This is a genomic window from Parasaccharibacter sp. TMW2.1882 (genome assembly GCF_023337635.1).
GTDB classification, from domain to species: domain Bacteria; phylum Pseudomonadota; class Alphaproteobacteria; order Acetobacterales; family Acetobacteraceae; genus Bombella; species Bombella apis.
In genome coordinates this window covers 618,219-642,957 of sequence record NZ_NWUT01000001.1, presented here as the reverse complement: position 1 = coordinate 642,957, position 24,739 = coordinate 618,219, and the positions used below count along the sequence as shown (strand labels likewise).

Genomic DNA, 24,739 nt, shown 5'->3' with positions numbered 1-24,739 from the left:
GTTGTGCGTATGGGACTGTCTGGACCTCCTGCATCAGGGTTGTGTGGCGGGATGGCCGTTCGTAGAAATTTGGGACGAGGAATACCGGTTTTGTCAGGATTGCGTACGAAAAGGTTCCGGCCGATGGCCGTTCGACTGGCTCTGCTGGCTTCTGTCTGTACGGCACCGGCTTTGCTCTGTGCGGCAGAGGCAGCCCCCCAGAAGGGGCGCAGCATCCATCATGCCCGCCGGTCTGCGGGGGATGGCTATGCGCCGGCCGGTGGTCTGATCCAGGCCATCGAAGTCCACGGCAATACCCGGATCGAGACCAGTACCGTCCTTTCCTACATGGTCGTGCAGCCGGGCGACAGTTTTGACCGTGATGCGCTGAACCGTTCGCTGAAGACACTTTACGCTACAGGTCTCTTCAGGGATGTGACGCTGAGGCGTGAAGGCAGCACCCTGCTGGTGGAACTGACGGAAAATCCCGTGGTGAACCGGATTGTCTTCGAGGGGAACCATGCCCTCAAGGACAAGGACCTGATGAAGGAGATCAGCCTGCGGACCCGTGCCGTCTTTTCGGCCCAGACCGTGGCTGTGGACAGGCAGAAAATCCTGAACATGTATGCGGCCCGTGCCCGCTATGGGGCCACGGTGGTGCCGCAGGTCATCCGTCTGTCCCACAATCGTGTTGATGTGATCTTCAACATCAATGAATCCCAGCAGACACTGGTCCGGAAGATTGCTTTTGTTGGCAATGACAGTTTCAGCGAAGCTGCCCTGTCTCATGTCGTGTCTTCCAAGGAACATGCCTGGTACCGTTTTTTTTCTTCCTCGGATGAGTATAACCCGGAGCGTATCCGCTACGATGCGGAACTGCTGAGACGTTTCTATCTGCATAGCGGCTTTGTGGATTTCCACATGGTGGATGCCACGGGTGAGCTCTCTCCGGACCACAAGAGCTTCTACGTCACCTACACCCTGCATGAAGGGCCACGGTACCGTCTGGGCAAGATTGGTGTGCGTTCCAATGTGCATCATGTCACGGCTGACACGATGAAGAGGCACATCGAGGTTTACAAGAACCAGTATTATGACGGTACGGCCGTGCAGGACAATGCGACGGACATGCAGGAGTGGCTCCAGGCCAACGGGCACCCGTTTGCCATGGTCCGGCCTGAGATTGCCCGCAATCCTGAAAAGAAGGTCGTTGACCTGCTGTTTGATATTGTCGAGGGGCCGCATGTTTATGTGGAGCGGATCGACATCAACGGCAATACGATCACACGTGACCATGTGATCCGCCGCAACCTGCCGATGGTCGAGGGCGATGCCTATACGCCGTTCAACCGCAAATATTCCAAGCTGGCCCTTCAGGATATGGGGTATTTCAGTAGCACCAATGTGGACCAGTCCCAGGGGTCTGCGCCGGACAAGGTCAATGTCAGTGCCAATGTGGTGGAGAAGCCAACCGGCGAGTTCTCCCTCGGCGGTGGGTACTCGACCGATGCCGGTATCATGGGGAATCTCGGGTTGAAGCAGCATAACCTGCTGGGGACCGGGATTGATGCCGGGTTCTCCGGTACGGTTGCCTATTATGAGAAACAGGCCGACCTGTCCGTGACGGACCCATACTTCCTCGGGCGCAATTTCGTGGCCGGGTTCGACATTTATACGATCCAGAACAATTACCAGACGTATCAGAGCTATAATGAAGGCCAGTATGGTGCGTCTGTCCGGCTTGGTTATGCCTATAACCGGTATCTTTCCCAGTCCTGGACCTATACGGTCGTGGACCGTCACGTGGGTAACGGGGTGCCGGGGTCGCAGTATCCGGGGTGGGAAGATGACACGCCGTCCGTTTATGTGCGTGATGCCGCAGGCTGGTCGCTCCTTTCCCAGATTGGCACGAACATCACTTATGACCGTCGTGACAACCGCATGAATCCACGGTCTGGCTACGTTCTCAGTGCCGGAGGTGATTTTGCCGGTCTGGGTGGCAACGAGAAATATTACCGTGTCAAAGCCAATGGCAGCTATTATCTGCCGCTGGATGACCTGACAGGCAGCCACAGCTGGGGCTTCCAGTTCAAGGGCGGTGTTGGCTACATGCATGACTGGAGCTCCAGCGGCGACCGCAACATCGTCGACAACTTCTACCTCGGTGGTCAGAACCTGCGCGGGTTCCTCCAGGGTGGTGTCGGGCCCCGCAGCAGTCATTACAAGGCGCCCTGCCACAGCGGTGCCGCCAATACGCCGCTGGGGCAGGCCCGCAATGGCTACTGCCCGGGTGCCGGACAGGAGGACCTGATCGGTGGTACTTTCATGTACACGGCATCTGTCCAGCTGAATTTCCCGCTGCCGATGGGTGACAGCCTTGGCATCTCCGGGCGTGGCTTCATCGATGCCGGTAGTCTTTCCGGCAAGCGTGTGAAGGACCGCAACCATTACCGTAACTGGAACGACCCGTACTATACGCCGATTGGCGGCAGCACCATGACGCCCCGTGTCTCTGGTGGTCTTGGTATTTCCTGGAAGAGCCCCTTCGGCCTGGTCAATATTGACGGTGCGGTCCCGATCCATCGTGAGCATGGGGACAGGCTTTATCCGGTTCGCTTTGGCTTCGGGCAGCAGTTCTGAGGAAAGGTGCAGGCCACGATGCCGGCTTCATTCCGGGCTGGCAGGGTGACCTGGGGGATGCCCATTTTCATAAAGAGGTTTTTCATGTCACGTTTTTCACTGCCTTTGACCCTGATGACCGTGAGTGCTCTGGCTTTCATGGCGGTTGGTTCTTCCGTGGCTGCTGATGGCAATGATGGAAACGGTGCCTGGTTTGTTCCGAAAACGGCCCAGCCATCGGCTCCAGCCGCCTCCCATCATCATGCGGCTCCGGCTGCTGCTCCTGCTCCGGCTGCTGTGCCGGACATGGCAGGCTTGGATGATGGTGGTGATGCTGGCGCTCCGGATGGGGAAGGCCAGCAGCAGGCAGCGCCCGTGCTGCCTCTGCCGCCTGTACCGTCTTCTCCGGCTGTTCCGAAGGAAGATGCCCCGCCGCCGGTTGTGCTTGGCCTCATCAGCGTTCAGGGTGTGATGCAGCTTTCCACGGCTGCGCAGGAAATGCAGCAGGTGCTTGGTGAGCGTCGTGACCGTCTGGCCCGTGCGGTGCAGAAGGAAGAGGGCGCCTGGAGGGAAGAGCAGCAGAAGCTTCAGGTTCAGGCTCGCACTCTGACATCCGACCAGCTCCAGCTCCGTGTCCGTCATCTGCAGGAGCGGCGTGCGAAGGATCAGAGGGATTTCAGCAACAAGGCCCGGATCATTCAGGAAGCCTATCAGGTGGCATTCCATCAGATCGAGCGTGTGCTGGAGCAGCGTGATGGAATCATTGCCAAGGTGGCTGCGGCCCATGGCATGAATCTTGTTCTGCATGCCGAGCAGGCTGTCCTGCATGTGGATGGTCAGGACATAACCGAGGAGGTAGCAGACCGTCTGAACAAGGTTCTGCCGCATGTCTTCATTCCGGATGACGGGGTGGACCCGGAGGTTCTGGCAAAATCCGGGAAGATGCCGACAACGGCTGATGAAGAACGCCTGATGAATCAGGCGGCTCCGCAGCAGCCTGCCGAGGCTCCGGCACAGGCCAAGGGGTCCATCCTGCGTCGCCAGAAGTAAGGGGAAGGGCGATGGTGGCGGACCAGCTCCCGGGTGATTCCCGTTTTTTCAGGCGGTGTGGCCCTTTTGCGTTGAAGCACCTTCTGGAAGTAACGGGAGCGGAGGCCGCAGGTTGCGCTGAGATGGGGGCGTCTTTTGAGGGCGTGGCCCCGCTTCATGCTGCTGGCCCGCAGCACATCTCCTTTCTGGACAACCGCCGCTATCTGCCCCTTCTCAAGGAGACGAAGGCTGGCGCCGTCGTGCTGGCCCCTGCTTTTGCGGACAAGGTGCCAGAAGGCTGTGCCGCTCTGGTCAGTCGGGAGCCCTATCTGGCATGGTCCCGGGTTGCCCGTCTGTTCCATCCTCTTCCGCCTGCACGGGCCAGCCAGCATCCGACGGCTGTCATTGGTGAGAATGTCGTCATTGGTGACCGGGTGGAGATAGGTCCTTTTGCGGTCATCGGCGATGGCGTGCAGATTGGTGATGGCTGTGTCATTGGGCCTCATGCCATGTTGGGGGACCATGTCGTGCTGGGAGATGGCTGTCGGATCGGGGCGCATGTAACTCTCACTCATGCTCTGCTGGGGGAGCGGGTCATCCTGTATCCCGGGGCCCGGATCGGGCAGGATGGTTTCGGCTTTGCGGTGGGGCCTGACGGATTTGAGACCGTTCCCCAGCTGGGGCGTGTCATCCTTGAGGATGGTGTGGAGATCGGTGCCAATTCAACGATTGACCGAGGCTCCATGCGGGATACGGTCATCGGGGCCGGGACCCGGATCGATAATCTGGTGCAGATTGGTCACAATGCCCGTCTGGGGCGGTGCTGCATCGTGGTATCGCAGGCTGGTGTTTCAGGTTCCACCGAGATTGAGGATTTCGTGACGATTGCAGCCCAGGCTGGGCTCATCGGTCATATTCACATTGGCAGCAAGGCCCGTATCGGAGCGCAGTGTGGCGTGATGAATGATGTGGAAGCCGGGGCTGATGTCATCGGCAGCCCGGCCATGCCGTTCAGGGAATTCTTCCGAAATGTGGCGACGTTGCGTAAGCTTTCGCGCAAGTAAGATGATCCAGTTGGTGTTTCGGGATTTTTTTTGGTAATAAGGTGTAGACATTGACTGCCTCTCCCCGCGGGGACAGGGGCGGACGGTTGCATTTTGTCGAAAAAAAACCGGGAGATGAGATAAGTGGGTGATGCTGCTGGGCAGACACATCAGGTGCCTGAGAGCGTAGATGTGATGCAGATTATGAAGGCGATTCCTCATCGCTATCCTTTCCTCCTGCTGGACCGGATGGAAGAGATCAAGGCGGCGGAATCAGCCGTTGGCATCAAGAACGTGACAGTCAATGAGCCATTCTTCCAGGGGCATTTCCCAGCACGCCCTGTCATGCCGGGTGTGCTCATCGTTGAGGCCATGGCCCAGACGGCGGCCACGCTTGTCGTGCTGACACTGGGCAAGGCCTTCGAGGGCAAGCTGGTCTATTTCATGACGGTGGAGAATGCAAAATTCCGTCGCCCGGTCGGGCCGGGGGATCAGCTGCGCATTCATGTCAACAAGGAACGCGCCCGTGGAACGGTCTGGCGGTTCCGTGGGGTTGCCAAGGTTGATGGAACCACGGTGGCGGAAGCATCTTTCAGCGCCATGATCGTGGACTGATCCTGATGCCAGAACCGGGACAGCGCCCTGGAAAAACCGAGATTCATCCCACGGCTCTTGTGGATCCACGGGCGTCCCTCGGTCAGGGAGTGAGGATTGGTCCCTGGTGCATGGTCGGTGCGGATGTGCGGCTGGGAGATCATGTCCGGCTGCACGCTTCTGTCATGGTGGACGGGCATACGGTGCTGGAGGATGGGGTGGAGGTTTACCCCTTTTCGACCGTAGGCTATCCCCCGCAGGACCTGAAATATGCTGGAGAGCCGACCAGGTGCCATATTGGTGCAGGGACGGTTGTACGGGAGAATGTGACCATCCATCGGGGCACGGCACAAGGCACGGGAGAAACCCGGATTGGCCGGGGCTGCCTGCTCATGGCCAATGCCCATATCGCTCATGATTGTGTGTTGGGTGATGGTGTCATCATCGTCAACAACGTAGTCATGGGGGGGCATGTCCTGATCGGGGACAATGCCAGGATCATGGGCTCTGCGGCCCTGCATCAGTTTGTCCGCATCGGGCATGGGGCTGTTGTCGGAGGGCTGTGCGGTGTGGAGATGGATGTCATCCCGTACGGCAGCGTCCTGGGTAACCGGGCCAGGCTGGTTGGGTTGAACTGGATCGGTCTCAAGCGGTCTGGCGTGGAGGCCAGTGAGATCCAGCAGATGCGTCTGGCGTTCCGGGAGCTTTATCCACGGTCTGGCCGTGGTGGGCCGCTTTTGGGAGAACGCATGGACCAGGTGCGTCAGCGTTATGGTCACATTGAGCGTGTACGGGAAATGCTACGCTTCATGGAGGCTCCCAGCCGCCGTGGGCTGACGCGGCCGGGGCAGGCTGGCAGTGACAGGGATGTTGACAGGTGAGCAGGCCTGCACGGGTTGGGATCCTGGCCGGTGGCGGGCCGCTTCCAGCCCAGGTGGCAGAGGCTCTCAGGAAAAGAGGGCGGGAGCCTTTTCTCATAGGCTTCCAGGGTTTTGCTGATGAAGCCCTGCTGGCCCCTTATTCTCATGAAATGATCCGTCTGGCAGCGGCCGGTGCGATCCTTCGGTCTCTGCGTCGGCAGGGATGTTCCGAACTTGTCCTGATAGGACCTGTCCGCCGGCCCTCATGGCGGTCTCTGCGGCCAGATGCGGAGGGGGTGCGCCTGCTGGCCCGGCTTGGGCGTGCCCTGTTTGCCGGTGATGACGGCCTGCTGGCATCCATCATCCGGCTGCTGGAAGAAGAAGGCTTCCGGGTGCGGGGAGCGCATGAATTCCTGGATACGGAGAGCAACCGCTGGGGAGCGTGGGGCAGGGTTCTCCCTGACCGTCAGGCCATGGCCGACATTCATCAGGCCGTGCGCATATTGTCTGTCATGGGGCCTCTGGACATAGGGCAGGGATGTGTGGTGCAGAATGGCCTGACACTGGCTGTTGAGGCCCTTGAAGGAACGGATGCCATGCTGCATCGCTGTGGAGGTCTGCGGCAGGATGGGGTGGCTGGTGGGGTGCTCGTGAAAATGCCAAAGGCAGGACAGGAGCTGCGGGCGGACATGCCTGCCATTGGGCCGGTCACTATCAGGAATGCGGCAGCAGCCGGGTTGCGGGGGATCGCCTTTCCCGCGCGGCTTACCTTGGTCATGGAGCCAGATCGCTGTATAAAGGAGGCGGATCGTCTGGGACTGTTTCTCTACGGGCTGGGACCAGACTTCCTTTCTGACAAAAGGACATAAAGATATATGAGCATCTATCTTCATACGATGGTCCGTGTGCGGGACCTTGATCGCAGTCTGGCTTTTTATCACCTTCTGGGCATGCGTGAACTCCGTCGGCTGGAGGTGCCGGAGGGGCGTTTCACGTTGGTTTATATTGGTTATGAGGGTAATGCCCGTGGTGAGGCCGAGATCGAACTGACCTATAACTGGGATCAGACCGAGGATTACACACACGGGACAGGCTTCGGGCATTTTGCTGTTGGCGTGCGTGATGTCGCAGCAGCCGTGGACGTGGTCCGCCAGGGCGGTGGGCGTGTCACCCGTGAGGCCGGACCGATGGGCAATACGGGTATTGTCATTGCCTTCGTGCAGGACCCTGATGGCTACAAGATCGAGCTGATTGAAAAGAAGGACGCCTGAGCTCAAAAGCCGGGTACAGCTTCGGGATCTGTCCGCTCTGGATGGAATTGCAGGATTGACAGGGCAGGGCCATCCCCTTAAAAGCCACTCCCTGAGTGGAGGGGCGTTACTGGGTGCGTCCTGTTCTGATACACGCCTTCACAGGTGTGTTGTTGAGATTAGAGGATTGAAAAGATGAAGCGCACATATCAGCCTTCCCGTCTGGTTCGTAAGCGTCGCCACGGTTTCCGCACGCGTTCCGCTACTGTTGGTGGTCGTCGTGTTCTGGCAAGCCGTCGCGCCAAGGGCCGCAAGAAACTTTCTGCCTGAGCATGAAACAGCCTGACCGCCTGAAGAAGCGGTCGCAGTTTCTGCGTGTGGCCCGCAAGGGCCATAAGGTCGTGTCTCCCGGGCTGATTGGCCAGGTTCTGCCGGAGCCGGGGGACGTGACGGTACGGGCCGGTTTTACCGTGACCAAGAAGGTCGGTAATTCTGTCGTGCGCAACCGTACCCGTCGCCGCCTGCGGGAGGCTCTCCGCCTGGTGGTGAAAGAGGAAGGTTGTTCTTCCTCTGGTGATCTCGTCCTGATCGGACGCGCCGCAACCAGAAAGCGGCCTTTCCCCCTTCTGAAGCATGACGTGCGTCGGGTTCTGCAGGCCCTTGGCCGGGAAGAGGCAGAGTGAGGGCGGCCAGCGGGCTGTTTTCGCTTCTTCTGTTGGGGCTGATAAGGCTCTATCGCCTGTTCCTCAGTCCATTCATGGGACGGCAGTGCCGTTTTTATCCCAGTTGCAGCGTTTATGGCGAGGAAGCCATCCGCCGTCATGGTCCTGTGCGGGGTGGGTGGCTGACACTTTGCCGCATTTGCAGATGCCATCCTTTTCATCCGGGTGGCGTGGACTATCCCCCCTGATCCGCCTCTGATGCTCTGGCAGAAAATGTAAAAAAAATGGCGTGGCTATTGTTTTGAGGACGATTTTACGCCAGTGAAGAGGCAATCTACCCTTCCAGCATGAAGAAAGAGCGGCTCCAGCCCGATGGAAAGTAGCAAACGTATTATTCTGGCCGTCATCCTGTCGGCCATGATCCTGATCGGTTTCAACATCTTCCTTCCGCCGGACAGACACAAACCGGTGGAGGATCAGGGGTCTGCTCCGGCACCAGCGTCTGCCGTGCAGCAACCCGCTCTGGCATCTCCGGCGCCTGCTGGCCCTGTGGATGAGGCGGATGATCACCAGGAACATCGGCTGAAGGTTACGTCATCGGATGTGCAGGGTTCCTTCAACCTTCGTGGTGCACGGCTGGATGATCTGGAGCTGACCCGCTATCGTGAGACGATTGCCAAGGACAGCCCTCTGGTCCGTCTGCTGGACAGGGCAGGCAGTGCCCAGCCGACCTATCTGGTCATTGGCTGGGAAAATGCTGCCGGGTTCACCACCCGTCTACCCAATGACCATTCCCTCTGGCAGGTTGATGGGGAGCAGACCAGCCTGACGCCGGAATCCCCGGTCAGCCTGCATTGGGACAATGGGGCAGGGGTCCGCTTTCTCATTCGTCTGGAGCAGGACCACCACTACATGGTGACGGTGCGGCAGGAGGTGGAGAACCATTCCGGCCAACCCGTGTCGGTCTATCCGTTCCAGCGTGTCCAGCGTGACTATCTGCCGGAGGATACCGGTTCCTTCACGGCTTATGAGGGGCCAATCGCCGTCATGAATGGCCGTCTGGCGGACAAGGGGTACAAGTCCCTGCGGACTGATGGCAACGGCCCGGACCATGTGTCATGGACAGACGCCGGAAAAGGCGGCTGGGGTGGCATCACGGATAAGTACTGGCTGACAGCCGTTGGGGCAGATGCGTCTGCCAACGTGCGCATCCGGTACAGTTACCTGCCGGAAGAGCACGGGTCCTATCGTGTGACCTTCACTTCGCAGGAGCCGCAGGTCATTCAGGACGGGGCCCGCCTCGGGCAGGGCAGTTACCTGTTTGCCGGGGCCAAGGAGCCGGGCCTGCTGCGCTATTATGGTCGCAAGCTGGGGCTGCCCCGTTTTGATGACAGCATCGACTTCGGCTGGTTCAGCTTCCTGACGAAGCCGATCCTGTTTCTGCTGCACTGGCTCTATGCGCATATCGGCAATTTCGGTCTTGGGCTGATGGCCATGACGCTGATCGTCAAGATTGTCCTGTTCCCGCTGGCCTCCAAGGCGGCGCAGTCTTCGGCCCGCATGCGCATGATTGCGCCGAAGGTCACGGAGATCCGTGAAAAATACAAGAATGATCCGGCAACCATGAACCAGAAGGTCATGGCCATGTATAAGGAAGAGAAGATCAACCCGGCAGGTGGATGTCTGCCCATGCTGATCCAGGCACCGATCTTCTTTTGCCTGTACAAGATGCTCAATCTCAGCATCGATGAGCGCCATGCGCCCTTCTTTGGCTGGATCAAGGACCTTTCCGTACCGGACCCGACCAATCTGTTCAATCTGTTCGGACTGCTGCCGTTTGATCCCACGCACATCTTCTCCTTCCTGCATCTCAGCATCTGGGGGGCGGCACTGGGCATCACCTTCTGGCTGCTCCAGAAGCACAGCATGGTCAGCATGGACCCGGCCCAGGCCCGCATCATGCAGTTCATGCCCATCGTGTATGTCTTCGTGATGTCCAGCTTCCCGGCGGGCCTGCTGGTCTACTACACATGGAACAACGTGCTGACTTTCCTTCAGCAGCATTACATCGAGCGTCGGACCAGCCTGCCCGTGCCGTTGATCGGTCGCAAAGGCAAGGCACCGCGCAAGGGCGGTGAGAAGAAGAAAGGCTCGTGATGGAGCAGATGCAGACAGTCCTGCCCAGCGAGGATGAGCTGGAGGAAGGACGCAGACTTTTTTCAGGTCCCTGTGATTTCTTCTTCGGGGCGCAGACAATCGAGCAGCTGCCCCCGCCCGACCGGGCGGAGGTGGCGTTTGCTGGCCGCTCCAATGTGGGCAAGTCCAGCCTCATCAATGCGCTGACAGGCCGGAAGGCTCTGGCCCGGGCTTCGTCCGAGCCGGGGCGGACCAAGCAGCTCAATTTCTTCAATCTGGGGGGGAGGCTCTCCCTCGTGGACATGCCCGGTTACGGCTTTGCCAAGGCCTCCAAAGCGGTGAAGGAAGATTGGCAGAGGACGATGTTCGCCTATCTGCGGGGCAGGCCGAATCTGGCCCGCGTGATCCTGCTGATTGACGGGCGTGTGGGCCTCAAGGATTCCGACAGGGAGGTCTGCGACCTGTTGGACAGGGCCGCTGTGGTGTTCCAGATTGTACTGACGAAATGTGATGCTCTGTCGGCTTCCGCTCTGGCCACACGGCAGAAAGAGGTGGAGGCTTTGGCAAAGACCCATGCGGCGGCTTTCCCGCATATTGTGGCAACAAGCAGCACGACATCATTGGGGATTGCCGAGCTGCGTGGCATAATGGCCCGCTTTGCCGAGCCCGCCGGTACACGGCCCTGAAAAGTTTTTCTGTATAGTGAAATGCCCATGTCTTCTTCTGATACCTCTTCTACCGCTTTCCCGGATGCCCTGATGGCCCATGGTGGCCTGCTGAGCGACCAGCAGCAGGCTGCCGTCCTTGCCGGTGCGCTGCCTTATCTGCGCCGTTATGCTGGCGACACCATCGTGGTGAAGTATGGTGGTCACGCCATGGTCGAGAACAGCCTTGCCGCCACCTTTGGCCGGGACATTGCCCTGCTCAAGCTGGTAGGCATCAACCCGATCGTGGTGCATGGCGGTGGTCCGCAGATCAACAGCATGATGAAGCGGCTTGGTGTTGAGTCCCGCTTCATTGATGGCCTTCGTGTCACGGACCGTGAGATGATCGACGTGATCGAGATGGTTCTCTCCGGCACGGTGAACAAGCAGGTGGCCGATCTCATCAGCCACGCTGGAGCGCTGGCCGTGGGCATTTCGGGGCGTGATGGGCGTCTGATCCAGGCCAGCCGTCTTGTCCATTATCACCGGACGGAAGGAAACGGGCGGGAAGCGGTCGATCTGGGCTTTGTCGGCAAGCCGGAGCATGTGGACCCCCGGGTGCTGTATGCCCTGCTGGGGGCTGGCCTGATCCCGGTCGTGGCGCCGCTCGGGGCTGGGGATGAAGGTGAGATTTACAACATCAATGCGGATACGGCTGCTGGTGCGGTTGCCGGTGCCGTGCGGGCCTCCCGCCTGCTGATGCTGACGGATGTTCCCGGCGTGCTGGATGAGAATGGCCAGCGCATCGAGGAGCTGACAGCCGAGGAAGCCCGCCGTCTCATCCGGGAGGGGCACATCACGGGCGGCATGATTCCCAAGGTGGAGACCTGCCTCAAGGCCGTGCAGGCCGGGGCCAAGGCGGCCGTCATTCTGGATGGCCGGGTGCCACATACCTGCCTGCTGGAACTCTTCACCAGGGCAGGGCAGGGTACGCTCATCAAGGCGGACTGAGAGATGGGGCAGGGCAGCCTGCCTGGATTATGGTTGTAGAATAAGGAGCGTTTTATGGATCACGCAGAGCTTCGCAAGCAGATTGAAACCCTTTGGGAAGACCGTGCCAGCCTGTCCCCGCAGACGCAGGGTCAGGCCCGTGATGTCGTGGAAGCCGCTCTTGCCGGGCTGGATGACGGGACCTTCCGCGTTGCCGAGCAGCAGGAAGATGGACGTGTCGTGCATGAATGGCTGAAGAAGGCCGTCCTCATGTCCTTCCGTCTGTATGAATCCGAGCCGATGGCCAATGGCTGCGGTGGGGCTCCGGGTTTTGACAAGGTGCCGCTGAAATTCGCCGGCTGGGGCAAGGCAGAGTTCGAGAAGGCCGGGTTCCGGGCCGTTCCGGGGGCTGTCGTCCGCCGTTCCGCCTACATCGCTCCGGGTGTCGTGCTGATGCCGAGCTTCGTCAATCTGGGTGCCCGTGTCGAGAGCGGTACGATGATCGATACATGGGCCACGGTCGGCTCCTGTGCACAGATCGGCAAGAACTGCCATATCAGCGGTGGTGCCGGGATCGGTGGTGTTCTGGAGCCGCTCCAGGCCGCACCGGTCATCATCGGGGATGACTGCTTCATCGGTGCCCGTTCCGAGGTGGCCGAGGGCGTGGTCGTGGAGCGTGGCTCAGTCCTCTCCATGGGCGTGTTCCTTGGGGCCTCCACCAAGATCGTGGACCGTACGACGGGTGAGATCCATATGGGGCGTGTTCCGGCCTATTCCGTGGTCGTGCCGGGAACCCTGCCGCCGAAGACTCCGGGCGGGCCGTCCCTGGCCTGCGCCGTGATCGTCAAGCGTGTTGACGAGCGTACTCGCTCCAAGACATCCATCAATGAGCTGCTGCGTGACTGAGTGACCTCATGAGCCATCCATCATCTCCTTCCAATCCCGTCGCCCTGTTGCAGGACCTTCTGCGGTGCCGCTCCGTCACTCCGGCGGATGACGGGGCACTGGGCGTCGTGGCCCGGTCGCTGGAGATGATGGGGTTTGAGGTCACACGCCTTGCCTTCGGTCCCGAAGGCGGGCAGACGCCCAACCTCTATGCCCGGCTGGGACAGGGCGGTCCCTGTCTCTGCTTCGCAGGGCATACGGATGTCGTTCCTCCCGGTGAGGGCTGGAGCTGCGACCCTTTCGCCGGAGATATCCGGGACGGGCATATCTACGGCCGTGGCACGGCGGACATGAAGGGCGGTGTCGCCGCTGCTCTGGCTGCCGTAGCCCGCAGGCTGGAGGCCGGACCGCTGAAGGGCAGTCTGGCCTTCCTCATAACGGGGGATGAGGAAGGACCGGCCCGGTATGGCACCCGTTCCGTGCTGGAATGGATGAAAGAACAGGGCGAGGCCCCGGATTTCTGCTTGCTGGGCGAGCCGACCAATCCGGCTGAAATGGGCGAGGTCATCAAGATCGGCCGCCGTGGCAGCATGAATGTGGTGATTACCGTCAAGGGCACGCAGGGGCATGTGGCCTATCCGCATCTGGCAGACAATCCCATTCACCGCCTTGTGCCGATCCTGCATGATCTGACATCCCGCACGTTGGATCACGGCAGTGACTGGTTTGCTCCGTCTTCCTTGCAGATCACGAGTGTGGATGTCGGGAATCCGGCCACCAACGTCATTCCCGCCACGGCACAGGCCCGGGTGAACATCCGTTTCAATGACCTTCATACGAGCGGCAGCCTGCGCAACTGGATTGAGGATGTCGTTGCCTGCCATGCGCCGGAGGCTGATCTTGATGTGGCTGTCAGCGGGGAATCTTTCCTGACGGAACCCGGTGCCGAGGTGGAGAAACTTTCCCAGGCCGTGCAGGCCGTGACGGGGAGGACGCCGAAGCTCGACACGGGCGGGGGAACATCCGACGCCCGCTTCATCACGCACTGCTGCCCCGTGGCGGAGTTCGGGCTTGTGGGGGCCACCATGCACAAGCGTGACGAGCATGTGTCTCTGGCCTCCGTGGAGCAGCTGACACAGGTTTATCTGGAGTTCATGCAGCGTTTTGGTGTCTGAGCTTCTTTCACAATGATGGATGTCTGGGAAACCCGCCCGTCTGAGGCGGGTTTTCTGTATACAGGGCGGGACTCTGTAGCACGGCCGATACTGGAAAGAGGAGAGAGCCCCGCATGTCCAGAGGGAACGGGTCATCACGGATGAGGTTGTTGGCCCCTGCCACGCTGCGGTCCTTCGTCCGGCGTGACGGGCTGGGGCTGTTCCTGCTGGCCCTGCTGACGGGGGGACTGGCGGGCTGCTGTGTCCTGCTGATCAATGTCGTGACCCTCGGCCTGCATGTCGTGTTCTATGGCCTGCATAATGGTGGCAGACTGTCGGAACTGCCTGCACTGCCACTATGGCGTTGTCTGCTGGTGCTGGGCGGTGGTGGTCTGGCGGTTGGCGGGCTGAGTGCCCTGCTGCGTCGCTGGATGAAGCGGCGCCCGGTGGACCCGGTGGAGGCCAATGCCCTGCATGGCGGGCGCATGTCCGTCCGGGACAGTATCAGTCTTGCCGTGCAGACGGTCCTGTCCAACGGCGTGGGGGCCTCCATCGGGCTGGAGGCTGGCTATGTGCAGATATCCGCTGCTTTCGGTTCGTGGCTGGGGCGGGTCTTCCATGTCCGGCGGGAGGACATGCGGATTCTGGTGGGAGCCGGGGCGGCCGGGGCTGTCAGTGCCGGGTTTGATGCTCCGATTGCCGGAGCCTTCTATGCGTTCGAGCTGGTGCTGGGAACGTACAGTCTTGCCAACCTGTTCCCCATTGCGCTGGCGGCCATGGCCGGGCTGGGTGTCCGGCATCTCATGCGGATGGATGGCGGCCTGCCACCGCTGGTGACCAGCTGGCAGATGGGCTGGGCTGATGTGCCCGGGGTCAGCCTGCTGGCCATTCTGTGTGCTTTCGTGGCCATTCTCATCATGTACTGCGTGACGCAGACCCAGGCGGTGTTCCAGAAGCTGCCTGTACCGGTCTGGCTACGGCCTGTCGCTGGTGGTCTGCTTGTGGCCTGTCTGGCGGCACCTTTCCCCTCGGTCCTGTCGGCCGGGCATGGTGGGGTTGGGCTGGTGCTGAAGGGGGAGATCGTGCCGTCCCTGGCTCTTCTGCTGCTGGTCCTCAAGGCGGTGGCGTCGTGCCTGTCCATCGGGTCGGGTTTCCGGGGTGGCCTGTTTTTTGCCTCGCTGTTTCTGGGTGTTCTGGCCGGTGAGGCGTTCGGGGCTCTGCTGGCTCCTTACGGTCTGGCCCCGGTGGATGGTCATGTTTGCTCCGTGCTCGGTATGGCGGCCATGGCCACGGCCATCATTGGAGGCCCCATGACGATGATCTGCATGGTGCTGGAAATGACGGGGATCATGCCGCTCAGCAGTGCCGTGGTGCTGTCGGCCACCCTGTCCCTGCTGACGGTCCGGCGGCTCTTCGGATACAATTTCGCGACATGGCGTTTTCACCTGAGGGGAGAGACCATCCGCTCTGCCGTGGATGTGGGCCGCTTCCGTACCCTGACCGTGCAGAAGCTGATGCGGGCACAGGTCCGCAGCTTTCCGGCGGCCATGACCATCCGGCAGGCACAGGCGCAGCTGACACTGGGGATTGAGGAGCGGCTCGTGCTGGTGGATGAGGAGGGCCGGTATCAGGGCATTGTCCTGGTGTCCGAGATCACGGCGGCCTGCGCAGGCGAGGAGTCTGTCTCCAGTCTGGCCTGCTATCGGGACATCATGCTTGAGCCGCACATGACCATCCGTGAGGCAGCCGACCTGTTTGCAGAGGCGGAAGCTGACGTGCTGGCCGTGGTGGAGGATCGTCAGTCCCGCCAGCTTGTCGGGCAGCTGAGCGAACGGCACACGCTGCGCTGCTACGCCGTGGAGCTGGAGCGCAGCCGCCGGGACCTTGCCGGGGATGGACGTTTTTCCGTGTGATGGTCCGTCCCCGGTGGAGCGGACTTATGGAGTGGTGCCGAGGATGGCCTGTCCGGCACTGTAGATGTGATAGAGGCTGCTGGCGGGCATGTGGTCCGTGGCAGTCTTGCCCTGCTCATCCAGCCGGTCGATCCACCCGCCATTGAGCGGGGCCGGGGCATAATGGGTGAAGAAGAGCTGGCTCATGGTGGCGAGCCGTTCCTGCCGGGACTGGAGATCCGCCGGACCATGCTGGGCCAGAAGGCGCATCATTTCGGTCTGGGGCCAGATGCGTGTGGAGGCTTCCAGCATCGAGCCATCATCCAGCAGGGCATCCGGCAGGAGAGGGCCGGGAGCGGTCTTCTGAAGGCGGTCATGGAGGCGCTGCTGCGCCTGACGGGCAGTAGCGGCGTGCCTGCCATCGGGGGCAAGACGGAGATACTCGCCCAGTAGCCAGCACCATTCCGCCTGATGGCCGGGTTCGACACGGTTCTGGCCCGCAGGCCGTTCCGGCTTCCATTCCGGCGTGAAGAATTCCAGCAGGGCATCCGTTCCGGCCGGGATGAAGGAATGCAGGGCCAGTTTCAGGATGGCATCGGCATGATGGAGGAACACCTCCCGATCCGAGACCTCGAAAAGTGTCAGACAGGCTTCCAGCAGATGCATGTGGGGGTTCTGGGAGTGCCGGTCCGACGTGGCAGGCAGGACATCCCGGTATCCGCCATGTGTGGAGGGGAAGAGCTGGTCGATTTCGGCCAGGCTGGCCTCAGCCCTGTGCAGCAGGGCGGGGTCTTTGCCCAGGCGGTAGGCCCATCCATGGGCAAAGAGGATGAAGGCGTGGCCGTACAGGTCCCGTTTCGTGTCGGAAGGGGCCAGATCAGGCCCAAGGGCGAAGACCCAGCCTGCGCTGCCATCAGCCCGGTGATATCGCTGCGTGACATGGTCCAGCACCGTCAGGGCCTGTTCCCCGGCGTCGTAATGGCCGTTCAGGGCGGCCTGACAGTAGGTGGCGATCTGCCGGGCCTGCACCATCAGGCGGCGATGGGGCAGGGTGATGGGGGTGGCCTCAAAGGTCAGCCGTTCGTGATAGAGGCCTGCATCCCTGTCGAAACCGGCCAGGGACCAGAGGGGCAGAGCCTTGTGGAGCAGCCAGTCCTGCCATGTCTGTCTGTATGTCATTGTTGGGTGTCCTTTGCCGGGTGGCTGTCATCCATCGTCTGCACGATGCGGCTTGTGGAATGTCCGTCCAGCAGCGGGGCCAGACAGACACGCCCGCCATGTTCCCTGACGACATCACCCCCGACGACCTCATCTTCCCGGTAATCGGCCCCTTTCACGAGGACGTGGGGCTTCAGGGCGGAGATGATGTCCAGTGGTGTGTCCTCATCAAAGAGGACGACCAGATCGACATGCCGCAGGGCACGGATGACCGTGGCCCGGGCCTGTTCGGTCTGGAGTGGGCGGCGGGGGCCTTTCAGCCGCCTGATGGAGGCGTCGGTGTTGAGGGCGACGATCAGCTTGTCACCTTGGCTGGCGGCAAACTGGATGAGCGAGACATGGCCGGGATGGAGCAGGTCGAAACAGCCATTCGTCAGGACGACGGAGGCTCCGTGCCGTTTCCAGTTCTCCACGATGGCGCAGGCGTCGGGCAGGGGAAGGCAGGCTCCGCTGTCGGCGATTTCTTCCAGCAGCTTCTGGTGCAGTTCGTCCCGGGTGACAAAGGCCGTGCCCAGCTTGCTGACGGCAATGGCGGCGGCCGTGGTGGCCATGGTCACGGCGCTGGCCAGGGAGCGGCCACTGGCCAGGGCGCAGGCGATCGTGGCGATGACGGTGTCTCCGGCCCCAGAGACGTCATAGACTTCCGAAGGATGGGCACGGCAGTGCAGCGGGGCGGCCTTCTGCTGCCAGAGCGTCATGCCTTTTTCGGAGCGTGTGAGGAGAATGTCGCCGCCCGTCAGCGGGGCGATGGCGGCGCAGGCCTGTTCCACCTCCTCATCATCCGTCAGTGTCCACGGGCGGCCTGCCGGGAGGGCGATGCCGGAGGCGGCAAGGGCCTTGCCGAGTTCCTGCCGGTTGGGTGTCAGCAGGCTGGCCCCCCGATAGGCGGAGAGATCGGCCCGCTTGGGGTCCACCAGAACGGGAATGTTCCGGCTGCGGGCGGCCTCCATGACGGCGTGCAGGACACGGTCGGAGAGGACACCTTTGGCATAGTCGGAGCAGATGAGAATCCGGGATGTTTCCAGTGCCTTCAGGGTGGAGGCGATGAGGGCCTCCTCGGTGGCCCTGGAGAAAGGGACGAGCTTTTCATTGTCCAGCCGGACGATCTGCTGCCGCCCGCTGAGGACACGGGTCTTCGTGATGGTTGTCCAGCTGGCATCATCGACCAGACCATCCAGCCTGATCTCCTGCCAGACCGAAAGGGCCTGACGGAGCGTTCTGGCCGCCTGATCCGTACCCACCACGCCGACCAGATGGACCGGATGACCGAGGGCGGCCACGTTCACGGCCACGTTGGCGGCTCCGCCGGGCGTGGACCGCTGGTGGCTGCTCAGCAGGACAGGGACGGGGGCTTCCGGCGAGATGCGGGTGACATCCCCGGTGATGTACTGGTCCAGCAGCAGATCACCCAGAATGGTGATGGCACCGTCAATCAGCGTGTCAGTCAAAAAACGTCCCTCCCTTCAGGAGACAGCACTGCCCGTGAGTGGCGTTCGGCAGCGTCCGTGGCCTCATGTCTGGAGAGGAAAGTTTAGGATGTTTTTACCACTCTGTCGTCAGGGAAAGGGTCTTATCCAGCCCGGAAGAGGGTCTGTGGCATAATAAATAAATTTTATACATTTTTGAAGTTGACAGTGATAATTATGACACATACTCATGCAATACAGACTGAAACAAAAAAAACAGGGCCGGGAAGTACGTAATGTCTCGTCATGTTCACTTTATATCCGGTCTTCCCCGTTCAGGAAGTACCCTTCTTAGTGTTCTTTTAGGGCAGCATCCTGACATTTACTGTGCAGAATATTCAACGCCTGTCTGTTCTCTCATGACAAAGATGCTTTCCGTTATTTCAGAAGGTGAATATAAAACTGAATTCAGCGATGAAAAGGTCATGAATATTCTTAAGAAGACAATGGATACATATCACGACATGCCATCAAGGCCGAATCTGGTCATTGACAATAACCGGGCCTGGTGCAGCAAGCTTCAGCTTCTGGACTATCTCTACCCTGATGCAAAAGTGATCTGCTGTGTGCGTGATCCTGTCTGGGTGATCAACTCCTTTGAGCGCATCATTGGCAGGGACCCGATGCTTTCATCCTATCTCGTGCCCGTGGAACATCGGGCCACGCTTCATCAGCGGGTGAATTATCTGCTGTCTCCTGCGGGGGCTTTCGGTTTTGCGTATCAGGCCTTGCAGGAGGCGTTTTTCGGACAGTTTTCGTCCAAACTGGTACTGGTTGATTATGACAGCCTGGTGACACAGCCCCTGTCCGTCATGCGTCTTCTGGAAAAGGAACTGAACGTTCCTGCTGCCACTTACGACATGAACAACGTCCGTTACACGCCTCCTACGGCATACGACAAGGCTCTGGAAACGCCGGGTCTGCATGAAATTGCCCAGAAGGTGGAGCCCCAGAAGCATCCTCTCATATTGCCACCCGATGTCGTGAACCGTCTTGCTGGGGGTGCATTCTGGAGGGACAGAAGCATGAACCCGAAGTCGGTACGGATCATATGAAAACCAGCAGAATTTATGGCCGGAAAGGATCATCCGGGTAGCCGACATCCATCAGGCATAGGCCATCGGGGGGAGCGGTGGGGCCAGCCTTGCAGCGGTCCCGGGCTTCCAGTACTTCTTTCACACGGTCCGGGTGCCACTGGTGATGGCCGACCAGAGCCAGCGTTCCGACCATGTTGCGGACCTGATGGTGCAGGAAGGACCGGGCCTGCACGTCCACATGGACATGGTCGCCGGAGCGGGTGATGGTGAGTTCATCCAGCGTCCGCAGGGCGTCCCGGGCCTGACAGGCCGCCGCCCGGAAGGAGGTGAAGTCATGCCCGCCCAGCAGATGGTTGGCTCCCTCCTGCATGGCCTCGACATCCAGTGGGGCACGGATGTGCCAGACGAACCCTTCCTGCATGGCCGGACGGGCCGGACGGTTGAGGATGGTATAGCGGTAACGCCGCCATGTGGCGGAGAAGCGGGCGTTCCAGCCCTCGGGGGCCGGGGCGGCTTCCAGAATGGAAATGGGGTGGGGCTTCAGATGGTAGCCGATGGCGTCCCGCACGGCCTTGCGGCTGAGGGGGGCATCATCGGGAAAGTCCAGATGGGCCACGAGTCCGGCGGCATGGACGCCTGAATCGGTCCGGCCCGCCGTCACGCTGCTGACCTTGCGGCCCTGCGTGAGATGCTCGGCGGCCTCCTCGATGAGCTGCTGGACGGAAAGGCCACTTTTCTGGCGTTGCCAGCCGACATAGGGCCGCCCGTCAAATTCGATGCGGATGGCCCAGCGGCTGATGCCGGGCGGGGCGGCGTCAGTCAAGGCGCATCCCTCTGTCCAGTTTCGTGCCACGGAGGAAGGCCTCCCGGTCCATCATGGCCCGGCCCGGTTTCTGGATGCGTTCGATCCGCAGGCAGCCTGTCCCGCAGGCAATGGTCAGCCTGTCATCCAGAACCGTGCCCGGAGCAGGAGCCGAGGCCATGAGGGCGGCAGTTTCGGCCTCGTCAGGCAGGCTGACGGCTCCGATGCGGTAGGTCTGCCCCTCCAGCAGCGTGTAGCTGCCGGGCCACGGAATGAAGGCCCGTACCTGACGTTCAATTTCCACGGCAGAACGGCCCCAGTCGATCTGCCCGTCCTTGCGTTCCAGTCTTGGAGCGTAGCAGGTCCGGGAATCATCCTGTGGAACGGCAGTTGGCTGTTCCTCCAGCGTGCGGACGACCAGCCGGGCACCGATCCCAGCCAGCCGGTCATGCAGGCTGCCTGCCGTGTCCTCGGGTGTGATGGGGGTGGCCTCGGAGAGAAGGACGGCTCCGGTATCCAGCCCCTTGTCCATCTGCATGATGCAGACGCCGCTTTCGGCATCTCCAGCCCGGATGGCGGACTGGATGGGCGAGGCCCCCCGCCAGCGGGGGAGCAGGCTGGCATGGATGTTCAGGCAGCCCAGCCGGGGAGCTTTCAGGATGGCTTCCGGCAGGATGAGGCCGTAGGCAGCCACGATGGCGGCATCGGCCTTCAGGCTCTGGAAGAAGGCCAGCTCCTCATCATTGTGGCGCAGTTTTTCCGGGGTCCGCACGGGAATGCCGAGCGCATCGGCTGCCTCATGAACGGGCTGACGCCGCAGGGCCTTGCCCCGGCCTGCGGGACGGGGGGGCTGCGTATAGACGGCGACAATCTCATGCCCGGCCTCGATCAGGCCGTGCAGGGCCGGGACGGAAAAATCCGGCGATCCCATGAAAACGAGGCGCATGGGTTATCGTCTCCGCTTCTGTTCCTTGGCCAGACGGCGCATGATCATGTTGCGCTTCAGGGAGGACAGATGATCGACGAACAGGATGCCATCAAGATGGTCGATTTCGTGCTGGATACAGGTGGCCAGCAGGCCGTCCGCATCCTGCTCGATGGTCTGGCCGTCCAGGTCACGATAGCGGACACGGATGGATTCCGGCCGGATGACCTCGGCATACTGGTTGGGGAGGGAGAGGCAGCCTTCCTCCCGCACGGCCAGGGTCTCGGTGGACTCGATGATCTCGGGATTGATGAGGACCATCGGTCGGCGGGGTTCATCCTCCCGGGCGACATCAACCAGCACGAAACGCTGGCTGAGCCCCACCTGCGGGGCGGCCAGACCGATGCCAGGGGCCTTGTACATGGCGGAGAACATGCCCGGCAGGGCCTCACGGAGGGCCGTCATGTCTTCCGGGCGGACCTCATGGGCCACCTGGCTCAGCACGGGCTGGGGGGCAACAAGGATTGATGTCGGGGCGATGTCATCAAGCCGGTCGAGAAACTCTAAATTTTTCATGGCAGGCATGTTAGCGGCTGGCTGTGTGTAATGCCAGCCTGTTCTTTGATGCGGCAGGCCGGGGCATGGCGGGCCTTGCATCATCGTCTTTCCATCCTCATATCAGCGGGGACGGGCGATGCCTTGTGTAGGGTCGTTCGTCTTCATTCACGTCTCGCTCCCTGAGGAGGCATTTTAGAGCCATGTCGTCTGGACGTCTTTTCACTTCCCCCATGTTTCTGGGGTTTGATCATCTGGAACAAATGCTTGAACGGGCATCAAAAACAGCATCGGATGGGTACCCGCCCTACAATATCGAACAGCTGAGCCGCACGGCACTCCGCATCACGCTGGCTGTTGCAGGTTTTGTCATGGATGATCTCCAGATCACCCAGGAAGACAACCAGCTCGTGATTCGTGGGCGGCAGGCGGATGACACGCAGGGGCGCGTTTTCCTGCACCGTGGGATTGCAGCACGGCAGTTTCACAAGGCCTTTGTTCTGGCAGAGGGAATCGAGATTGCTGGAGCCTGGCTGGATAATGGCCTGCTGCACATCGACCTTCATCGCCCGGAGCCGGAGGTGCGGGTGAAGCATATTGCCATCCAGCAGGGCAGTTCCGGGGGAGCCGTACGGGCCCCGGCACCACCAGCCCGTGATGTGGAGCTGGCCCGTGATCTTCCTCCTGTCGCAGAGGAGGAGCCTTTTGGCCGGGAATGATGAGAGGGGAGCCTCTGCCGACGCTGGGTTGGCAGGGGACATGCAGGTCCGGGCCCGTACCATGACGGGTGCGGAGCTGCGGGACTGGGGGATGAAGGAAGTTGCCTATTTCCGGACCATAACGCATGAGGGGGCCACGCTGGTGGCCATTCATGCAGCGGACGGCACCCCGGTTGGCATTGCCGAGGATGAGGACAGTGCCGTGGATGCCATCCTGGAGCAGGACATGGTGCCGACCTTCCTGCAATGAAGGGCCAGCCGTGGGGCTGCCCTTTCCTGGCGGAGGGAAGGCTGGATCATCGTCTGTTTTGCGAGCGGCAACGTGTCTGAATCCAGTCAGACAGCAGGCATAGGGGAAGGACTATGACGACCATGCAGGCGAGGTCGAGGAGGTCACTGTGTCCGATGCCCCAGTAGAGGCTCAGCTGGTGGGAGGTACGGTCCGAGATCATGCTGCACGTGACGAAAGAGCAGGTCTGTGAACCTTCGAACAGGATTTTTTTCATGGCCTCCCCAGCATCCGGAGTGGACATGGGTACATCCACTTTTCCTGACAGATACTGGCAGCTCATTATGGCAGGGGTGTGAAAGAGTTTTTTTTCTTTACAGGGAGAAATTCTCTCCCAGATAGACCCGGCGCACGTCCTCGTTGGCGACGATGGCTTCCGGTGTTCCTTCCATCAGGACACGGCCGCCATGAAGAATATAGGCCCGGTCGATGACCTCCAGCGTTTCACGCACGTTGTGGTCCGTGATGAGAACGCCGATGCCACGGTCCTTCAGATGGGAGACGAGGGCACGGATTTCACTGACGGCAATGGGGTCGATCCCGGCCAGTGGCTCATCCAGAAGGATGTAGTTTGGCTGGCTTGCCAGGGCGCGGGCGATCTCGAGACGGCGGCGTTCACCCCCCGAGAGAGCCAGGGCAGGAGAGTGGCGCAGACGGGTGATGCCGAATTCAGCCAGCAGGCCGTCCAGCATGGCCTGCCGCCTGTCCCGGTCCTTCTCGACGGCTTCCAGAGCAACAAGGATGTTCTGCTCGACATTGAGCCCTCGGAAAATGCTGGCTTCCTGCGGCAGATAACCGACTCCCAGCCTGGCCCGCCGGTACATGGGCAGGGGGGTGATGTCGGCACCATCAAGCGTGATGCTGCCCATGTCTGTCTGCACCAGCCCGACAATCATGTAAAAGCTGGTCGTTTTTCCTGCACCATTCGGGCCAAGCAGCCCGACAGCCTCGCCACGCTGCACGTGGAGAGAGACATCATGGACGACGGTGCGCTTTTTGTAGCTTTTGCCGATACCCCGGGCAGCCAGGCCTGGTTTCCCCTGATTTTCCTGCATGGTCATTTGCCTGCCTCATTGGGGACGATCAGCCCCTGTACGGGATCGCTGGAGCCGGAGAGCATATGGGAGACGCCGGTCTTCATGTTCACGATGGCCTGCGAACCATTGTTCTGGTTCTGCCCCTGCGTGACACGGACATGGCCGATCAGCCGGGCCAGCTCCGGTCCGGCCAGATAGACGCCACGGTCCCCGGTAGCGGTCTGCCGGTCCGTACGGATGACCACATGGCCCCAGCCATAGGCCCGGTCCAGATTGCCACTCTTCGCTTTTTCCCCACCAGCAGCCTGGCTGGCCCTGTTGGCGGCTTTCTGGGCATCGGAAAGTTCCACAGCCTGCATGACATCAGCGGTGATGCGTTTGCCGTCACTGGTATTGACGGTCGCTTCTCCCCAGCCAATGGAGGTATGGGTCTGGGGGTGATATTCCACAAGGTCCCGAGCTGTCATGAGCTGACGGGGCGTAGTGAATTTCATGGCTTTGCCCGTCATCAGCAGGACGGCCCTGTCAACATCGTACAGCCCGTGATCGCCCCAGCCCTGATTTTCCAGATTGTAGATATGGACATGGCCGAAGGCCTCAACACGGTACAGTTCCATGTCGCTGCTGCCACCATTTTTCTGGCTCTCATCAGTACTGGATGTGCCTGCGGCCTGCTTTTTCGGGCGCAGATAACCGATGAGTGTATCGGCATCGACAGTCATGTCGCCCCGCTGGGCACGGGCACCTCCCGTCAGGGTAACGGTCTGGCGGTTATGGTCGTAGATCTCTTCTTTCTTCCAGAAAAGATGGACGACCTGCCCATGGGCCTGATCCCCGGGTGTCGGGTCGGCTGCCAGAGCAGTGGGAGAGGGGGCCAGGGCCTCGGCCAGAAGAAAACCGGCAGCGGCAAGAAAAGCATGAGGGCGGGAAAAAACAGGGAGACGCATCATGCTT

At 60.8% G+C, this 24,739-nt stretch carries 27 protein-coding genes; 19 read left to right on the top strand and 8 right to left on the bottom strand.

Going from position 1 to position 24,739, the window contains the following annotated elements; genetic code table 11:
• The first annotated feature begins 123 nt into the window (after positions 1-123).
• The 16 genes from bamA to CO583_RS02970 all read left to right on the top strand — a co-directional run bounded on the left by bamA (position 124) and on the right by CO583_RS02970 (position 15,758).
• Entirely contained in the window at positions 124-2,619 is a 2,496-nt protein-coding gene (gene bamA, locus CO583_RS03045) for an outer membrane protein assembly factor BamA (RefSeq protein WP_043560665.1), read from the top strand.
• Positions 2,620-2,703: 84 nt separating this feature from the next.
• A complete protein-coding gene (locus CO583_RS03040) occupies positions 2,704-3,648 on the top strand; it encodes an OmpH family outer membrane protein (RefSeq protein WP_408863024.1) in 945 nt (314 codons plus the stop codon).
• An 11-nt stretch (positions 3,649-3,659) separates the two neighbouring features.
• Entirely contained in the window at positions 3,660-4,691 is a 1,032-nt protein-coding gene (lpxD, locus tag CO583_RS03035) for a UDP-3-O-(3-hydroxymyristoyl)glucosamine N-acyltransferase (protein ID WP_043560663.1), read from the top strand.
• Positions 4,692-4,865: 174 nt separating this feature from the next.
• Positions 4,866-5,285: a 3-hydroxyacyl-ACP dehydratase FabZ gene (gene fabZ, locus CO583_RS03030; protein WP_154981692.1), complete on the top strand. Its 420-nt coding sequence runs from the start codon at positions 4,866-4,868 to the stop codon at positions 5,283-5,285.
• 5 nt (positions 5,286-5,290) lie between these two features.
• Positions 5,291-6,145, top strand: coding sequence for an acyl-ACP--UDP-N-acetylglucosamine O-acyltransferase (lpxA, locus tag CO583_RS03025; protein WP_086431108.1), 855 nt, complete (start codon positions 5,291-5,293; stop codon positions 6,143-6,145).
• On the top strand, positions 6,142-6,993 hold the full coding sequence (locus CO583_RS03020) for a UDP-2,3-diacylglucosamine diphosphatase LpxI domain-containing protein (protein WP_248630405.1): 852 nt from the start codon (positions 6,142-6,144) through the stop codon (positions 6,991-6,993). The genes lpxA and CO583_RS03020 overlap by 4 nt, the downstream gene beginning before the upstream one ends.
• Positions 6,994-6,999: 6 nt before the next feature.
• Positions 7,000-7,395 (top strand): lactoylglutathione lyase, encoded by a 396-nt coding sequence (gene gloA, locus CO583_RS03015; RefSeq protein WP_043560652.1) that lies wholly within the window; start codon positions 7,000-7,002, stop codon positions 7,393-7,395.
• A gap of 174 nt (positions 7,396-7,569) precedes the next feature.
• Positions 7,570-7,704 carry a 50S ribosomal protein L34 gene (rpmH, locus tag CO583_RS03010; RefSeq protein WP_081563011.1) on the top strand — a complete coding sequence of 45 codons (135 nt, stop codon included), beginning with the start codon at positions 7,570-7,572 and terminating at the stop codon, positions 7,702-7,704.
• A 2-nt stretch (positions 7,705-7,706) separates the two neighbouring features.
• Positions 7,707-8,057: a ribonuclease P protein component gene (rnpA, locus tag CO583_RS03005; protein WP_043560650.1), complete on the top strand. Its 351-nt coding sequence runs from the start codon at positions 7,707-7,709 to the stop codon at positions 8,055-8,057.
• Entirely contained in the window at positions 8,054-8,284 is a 231-nt protein-coding gene (gene yidD / locus CO583_RS03000) for a membrane protein insertion efficiency factor YidD (RefSeq protein ID WP_248460467.1), read from the top strand. Before rnpA ends, yidD begins: the two co-directional genes overlap by 4 nt.
• A 124-nt stretch (positions 8,285-8,408) precedes the next feature.
• Positions 8,409-10,193, top strand: coding sequence for a membrane protein insertase YidC (yidC, locus tag CO583_RS02995; RefSeq protein ID WP_249103128.1), 1,785 nt, complete (start codon positions 8,409-8,411; stop codon positions 10,191-10,193).
• Positions 10,193-10,858: a ribosome biogenesis GTP-binding protein YihA/YsxC gene (yihA, locus tag CO583_RS02990; RefSeq protein ID WP_408580063.1), complete on the top strand. Its 666-nt coding sequence runs from the start codon at positions 10,193-10,195 to the stop codon at positions 10,856-10,858. The genes yidC and yihA overlap by 1 nt, the downstream gene beginning before the upstream one ends.
• A 72-nt stretch (positions 10,859-10,930) precedes the next feature.
• The gene (argB, locus tag CO583_RS02985) at positions 10,931-11,827 is read left to right on the top strand and encodes an acetylglutamate kinase (protein ID WP_043561420.1); all 897 of its coding nucleotides are present in this window, start codon (positions 10,931-10,933) and stop codon (positions 11,825-11,827) included.
• A 54-nt stretch (positions 11,828-11,881) separates the two neighbouring features.
• Positions 11,882-12,712: a 2,3,4,5-tetrahydropyridine-2,6-dicarboxylate N-succinyltransferase gene (gene dapD / locus CO583_RS02980; RefSeq protein ID WP_081563016.1), complete on the top strand. Its 831-nt coding sequence runs from the start codon at positions 11,882-11,884 to the stop codon at positions 12,710-12,712.
• An 8-nt stretch (positions 12,713-12,720) separates the two neighbouring features.
• Positions 12,721-13,866 (top strand): succinyl-diaminopimelate desuccinylase, encoded by a 1,146-nt coding sequence (gene dapE / locus CO583_RS02975; RefSeq protein WP_081563017.1) that lies wholly within the window; start codon positions 12,721-12,723, stop codon positions 13,864-13,866.
• 113 nt (positions 13,867-13,979) lie between these two features.
• Complete coding sequence (locus CO583_RS02970) at positions 13,980-15,758, top strand: chloride channel protein (RefSeq protein ID WP_249103126.1); 1,779 nt, start codon at positions 13,980-13,982, stop codon at positions 15,756-15,758.
• A gap of 24 nt (positions 15,759-15,782) precedes the next feature.
• Here the strand turns inward: CO583_RS02970 and CO583_RS02965 are convergent, their stop codons facing one another.
• Together CO583_RS02965 and rfaE2 are read right to left on the bottom strand one after the other, a co-directional pair.
• On the bottom strand, positions 15,783-16,916 hold the full coding sequence (locus CO583_RS02965) for an AGE family epimerase/isomerase (protein WP_248630407.1): 1,134 nt from the start codon (positions 16,914-16,916) through the stop codon (positions 15,783-15,785).
• The gene (gene rfaE2, locus CO583_RS02960; protein WP_043560640.1) at positions 16,913-18,403 is read right to left on the bottom strand and encodes a D-glycero-beta-D-manno-heptose 1-phosphate adenylyltransferase; all 1,491 of its coding nucleotides are present in this window, start codon (positions 18,401-18,403) and stop codon (positions 16,913-16,915) included. Before rfaE2 ends, CO583_RS02965 begins: the two co-directional genes overlap by 4 nt.
• 254 nt (positions 18,404-18,657) lie before the next feature.
• Here rfaE2 and CO583_RS02955 point away from each other — a divergent pair, with 254 nt between their 5' ends.
• Positions 18,658-19,476 (top strand): sulfotransferase, encoded by an 819-nt coding sequence (locus CO583_RS02955; RefSeq protein WP_248630408.1) that lies wholly within the window; start codon positions 18,658-18,660, stop codon positions 19,474-19,476.
• Between the two features lie 13 nt (positions 19,477-19,489).
• Here CO583_RS02955 and truA read toward each other — a convergent pair whose 3' ends face one another.
• Genes truA through def form a run of 3 tightly spaced genes read right to left on the bottom strand, consistent with a single transcriptional unit; the run spans position 19,490 to position 21,761 of the window.
• On the bottom strand, positions 19,490-20,281 hold the full coding sequence (gene truA, locus CO583_RS02950) for a tRNA pseudouridine(38-40) synthase TruA (protein WP_248630409.1): 792 nt from the start codon (positions 20,279-20,281) through the stop codon (positions 19,490-19,492).
• On the bottom strand, positions 20,274-21,206 hold the full coding sequence (fmt, locus tag CO583_RS02945; RefSeq protein WP_248630410.1) for a methionyl-tRNA formyltransferase: 933 nt from the start codon (positions 21,204-21,206) through the stop codon (positions 20,274-20,276). The genes truA and fmt overlap by 8 nt, the downstream gene beginning before the upstream one ends.
• 3 nt (positions 21,207-21,209) lie before the next feature.
• Entirely contained in the window at positions 21,210-21,761 is a 552-nt protein-coding gene (def, locus tag CO583_RS02940; protein WP_052349200.1) for a peptide deformylase, read from the bottom strand.
• Between the two features lie 182 nt (positions 21,762-21,943).
• Here def and CO583_RS02935 point away from each other — a divergent pair, with 182 nt between their 5' ends.
• Entirely contained in the window at positions 21,944-22,459 is a 516-nt protein-coding gene (locus CO583_RS02935; RefSeq protein ID WP_043560630.1) for an Hsp20 family protein, read from the top strand.
• Complete coding sequence (locus CO583_RS02930) at positions 22,446-22,709, top strand: DUF1150 family protein (RefSeq protein WP_227656560.1); 264 nt, start codon at positions 22,446-22,448, stop codon at positions 22,707-22,709. The genes CO583_RS02935 and CO583_RS02930 overlap by 14 nt, the downstream gene beginning before the upstream one ends.
• Before the next feature lie 46 nt (positions 22,710-22,755).
• Here CO583_RS02930 and CO583_RS02925 read toward each other — a convergent pair whose 3' ends face one another.
• From CO583_RS02925 to CO583_RS02915, 3 genes are all read right to left on the bottom strand, one after another.
• Positions 22,756-22,992, bottom strand: coding sequence for a hypothetical protein (locus tag CO583_RS02925; RefSeq protein WP_249103123.1), 237 nt, complete (start codon positions 22,990-22,992; stop codon positions 22,756-22,758).
• A 70-nt stretch (positions 22,993-23,062) separates the two neighbouring features.
• Positions 23,063-23,803, bottom strand: a complete 741-nt coding sequence (gene lptB, locus CO583_RS02920; protein WP_227449645.1) for an LPS export ABC transporter ATP-binding protein — start codon at positions 23,801-23,803, stop codon at positions 23,063-23,065.
• Between the two features lie 2 nt (positions 23,804-23,805).
• Positions 23,806-24,735 carry an LptA/OstA family protein gene (locus CO583_RS02915; protein ID WP_227449644.1) on the bottom strand — a complete coding sequence of 310 codons (930 nt, stop codon included), beginning with the start codon at positions 24,733-24,735 and terminating at the stop codon, positions 23,806-23,808.
• Between the last annotated feature and the right edge of the window lie 4 nt (positions 24,736-24,739).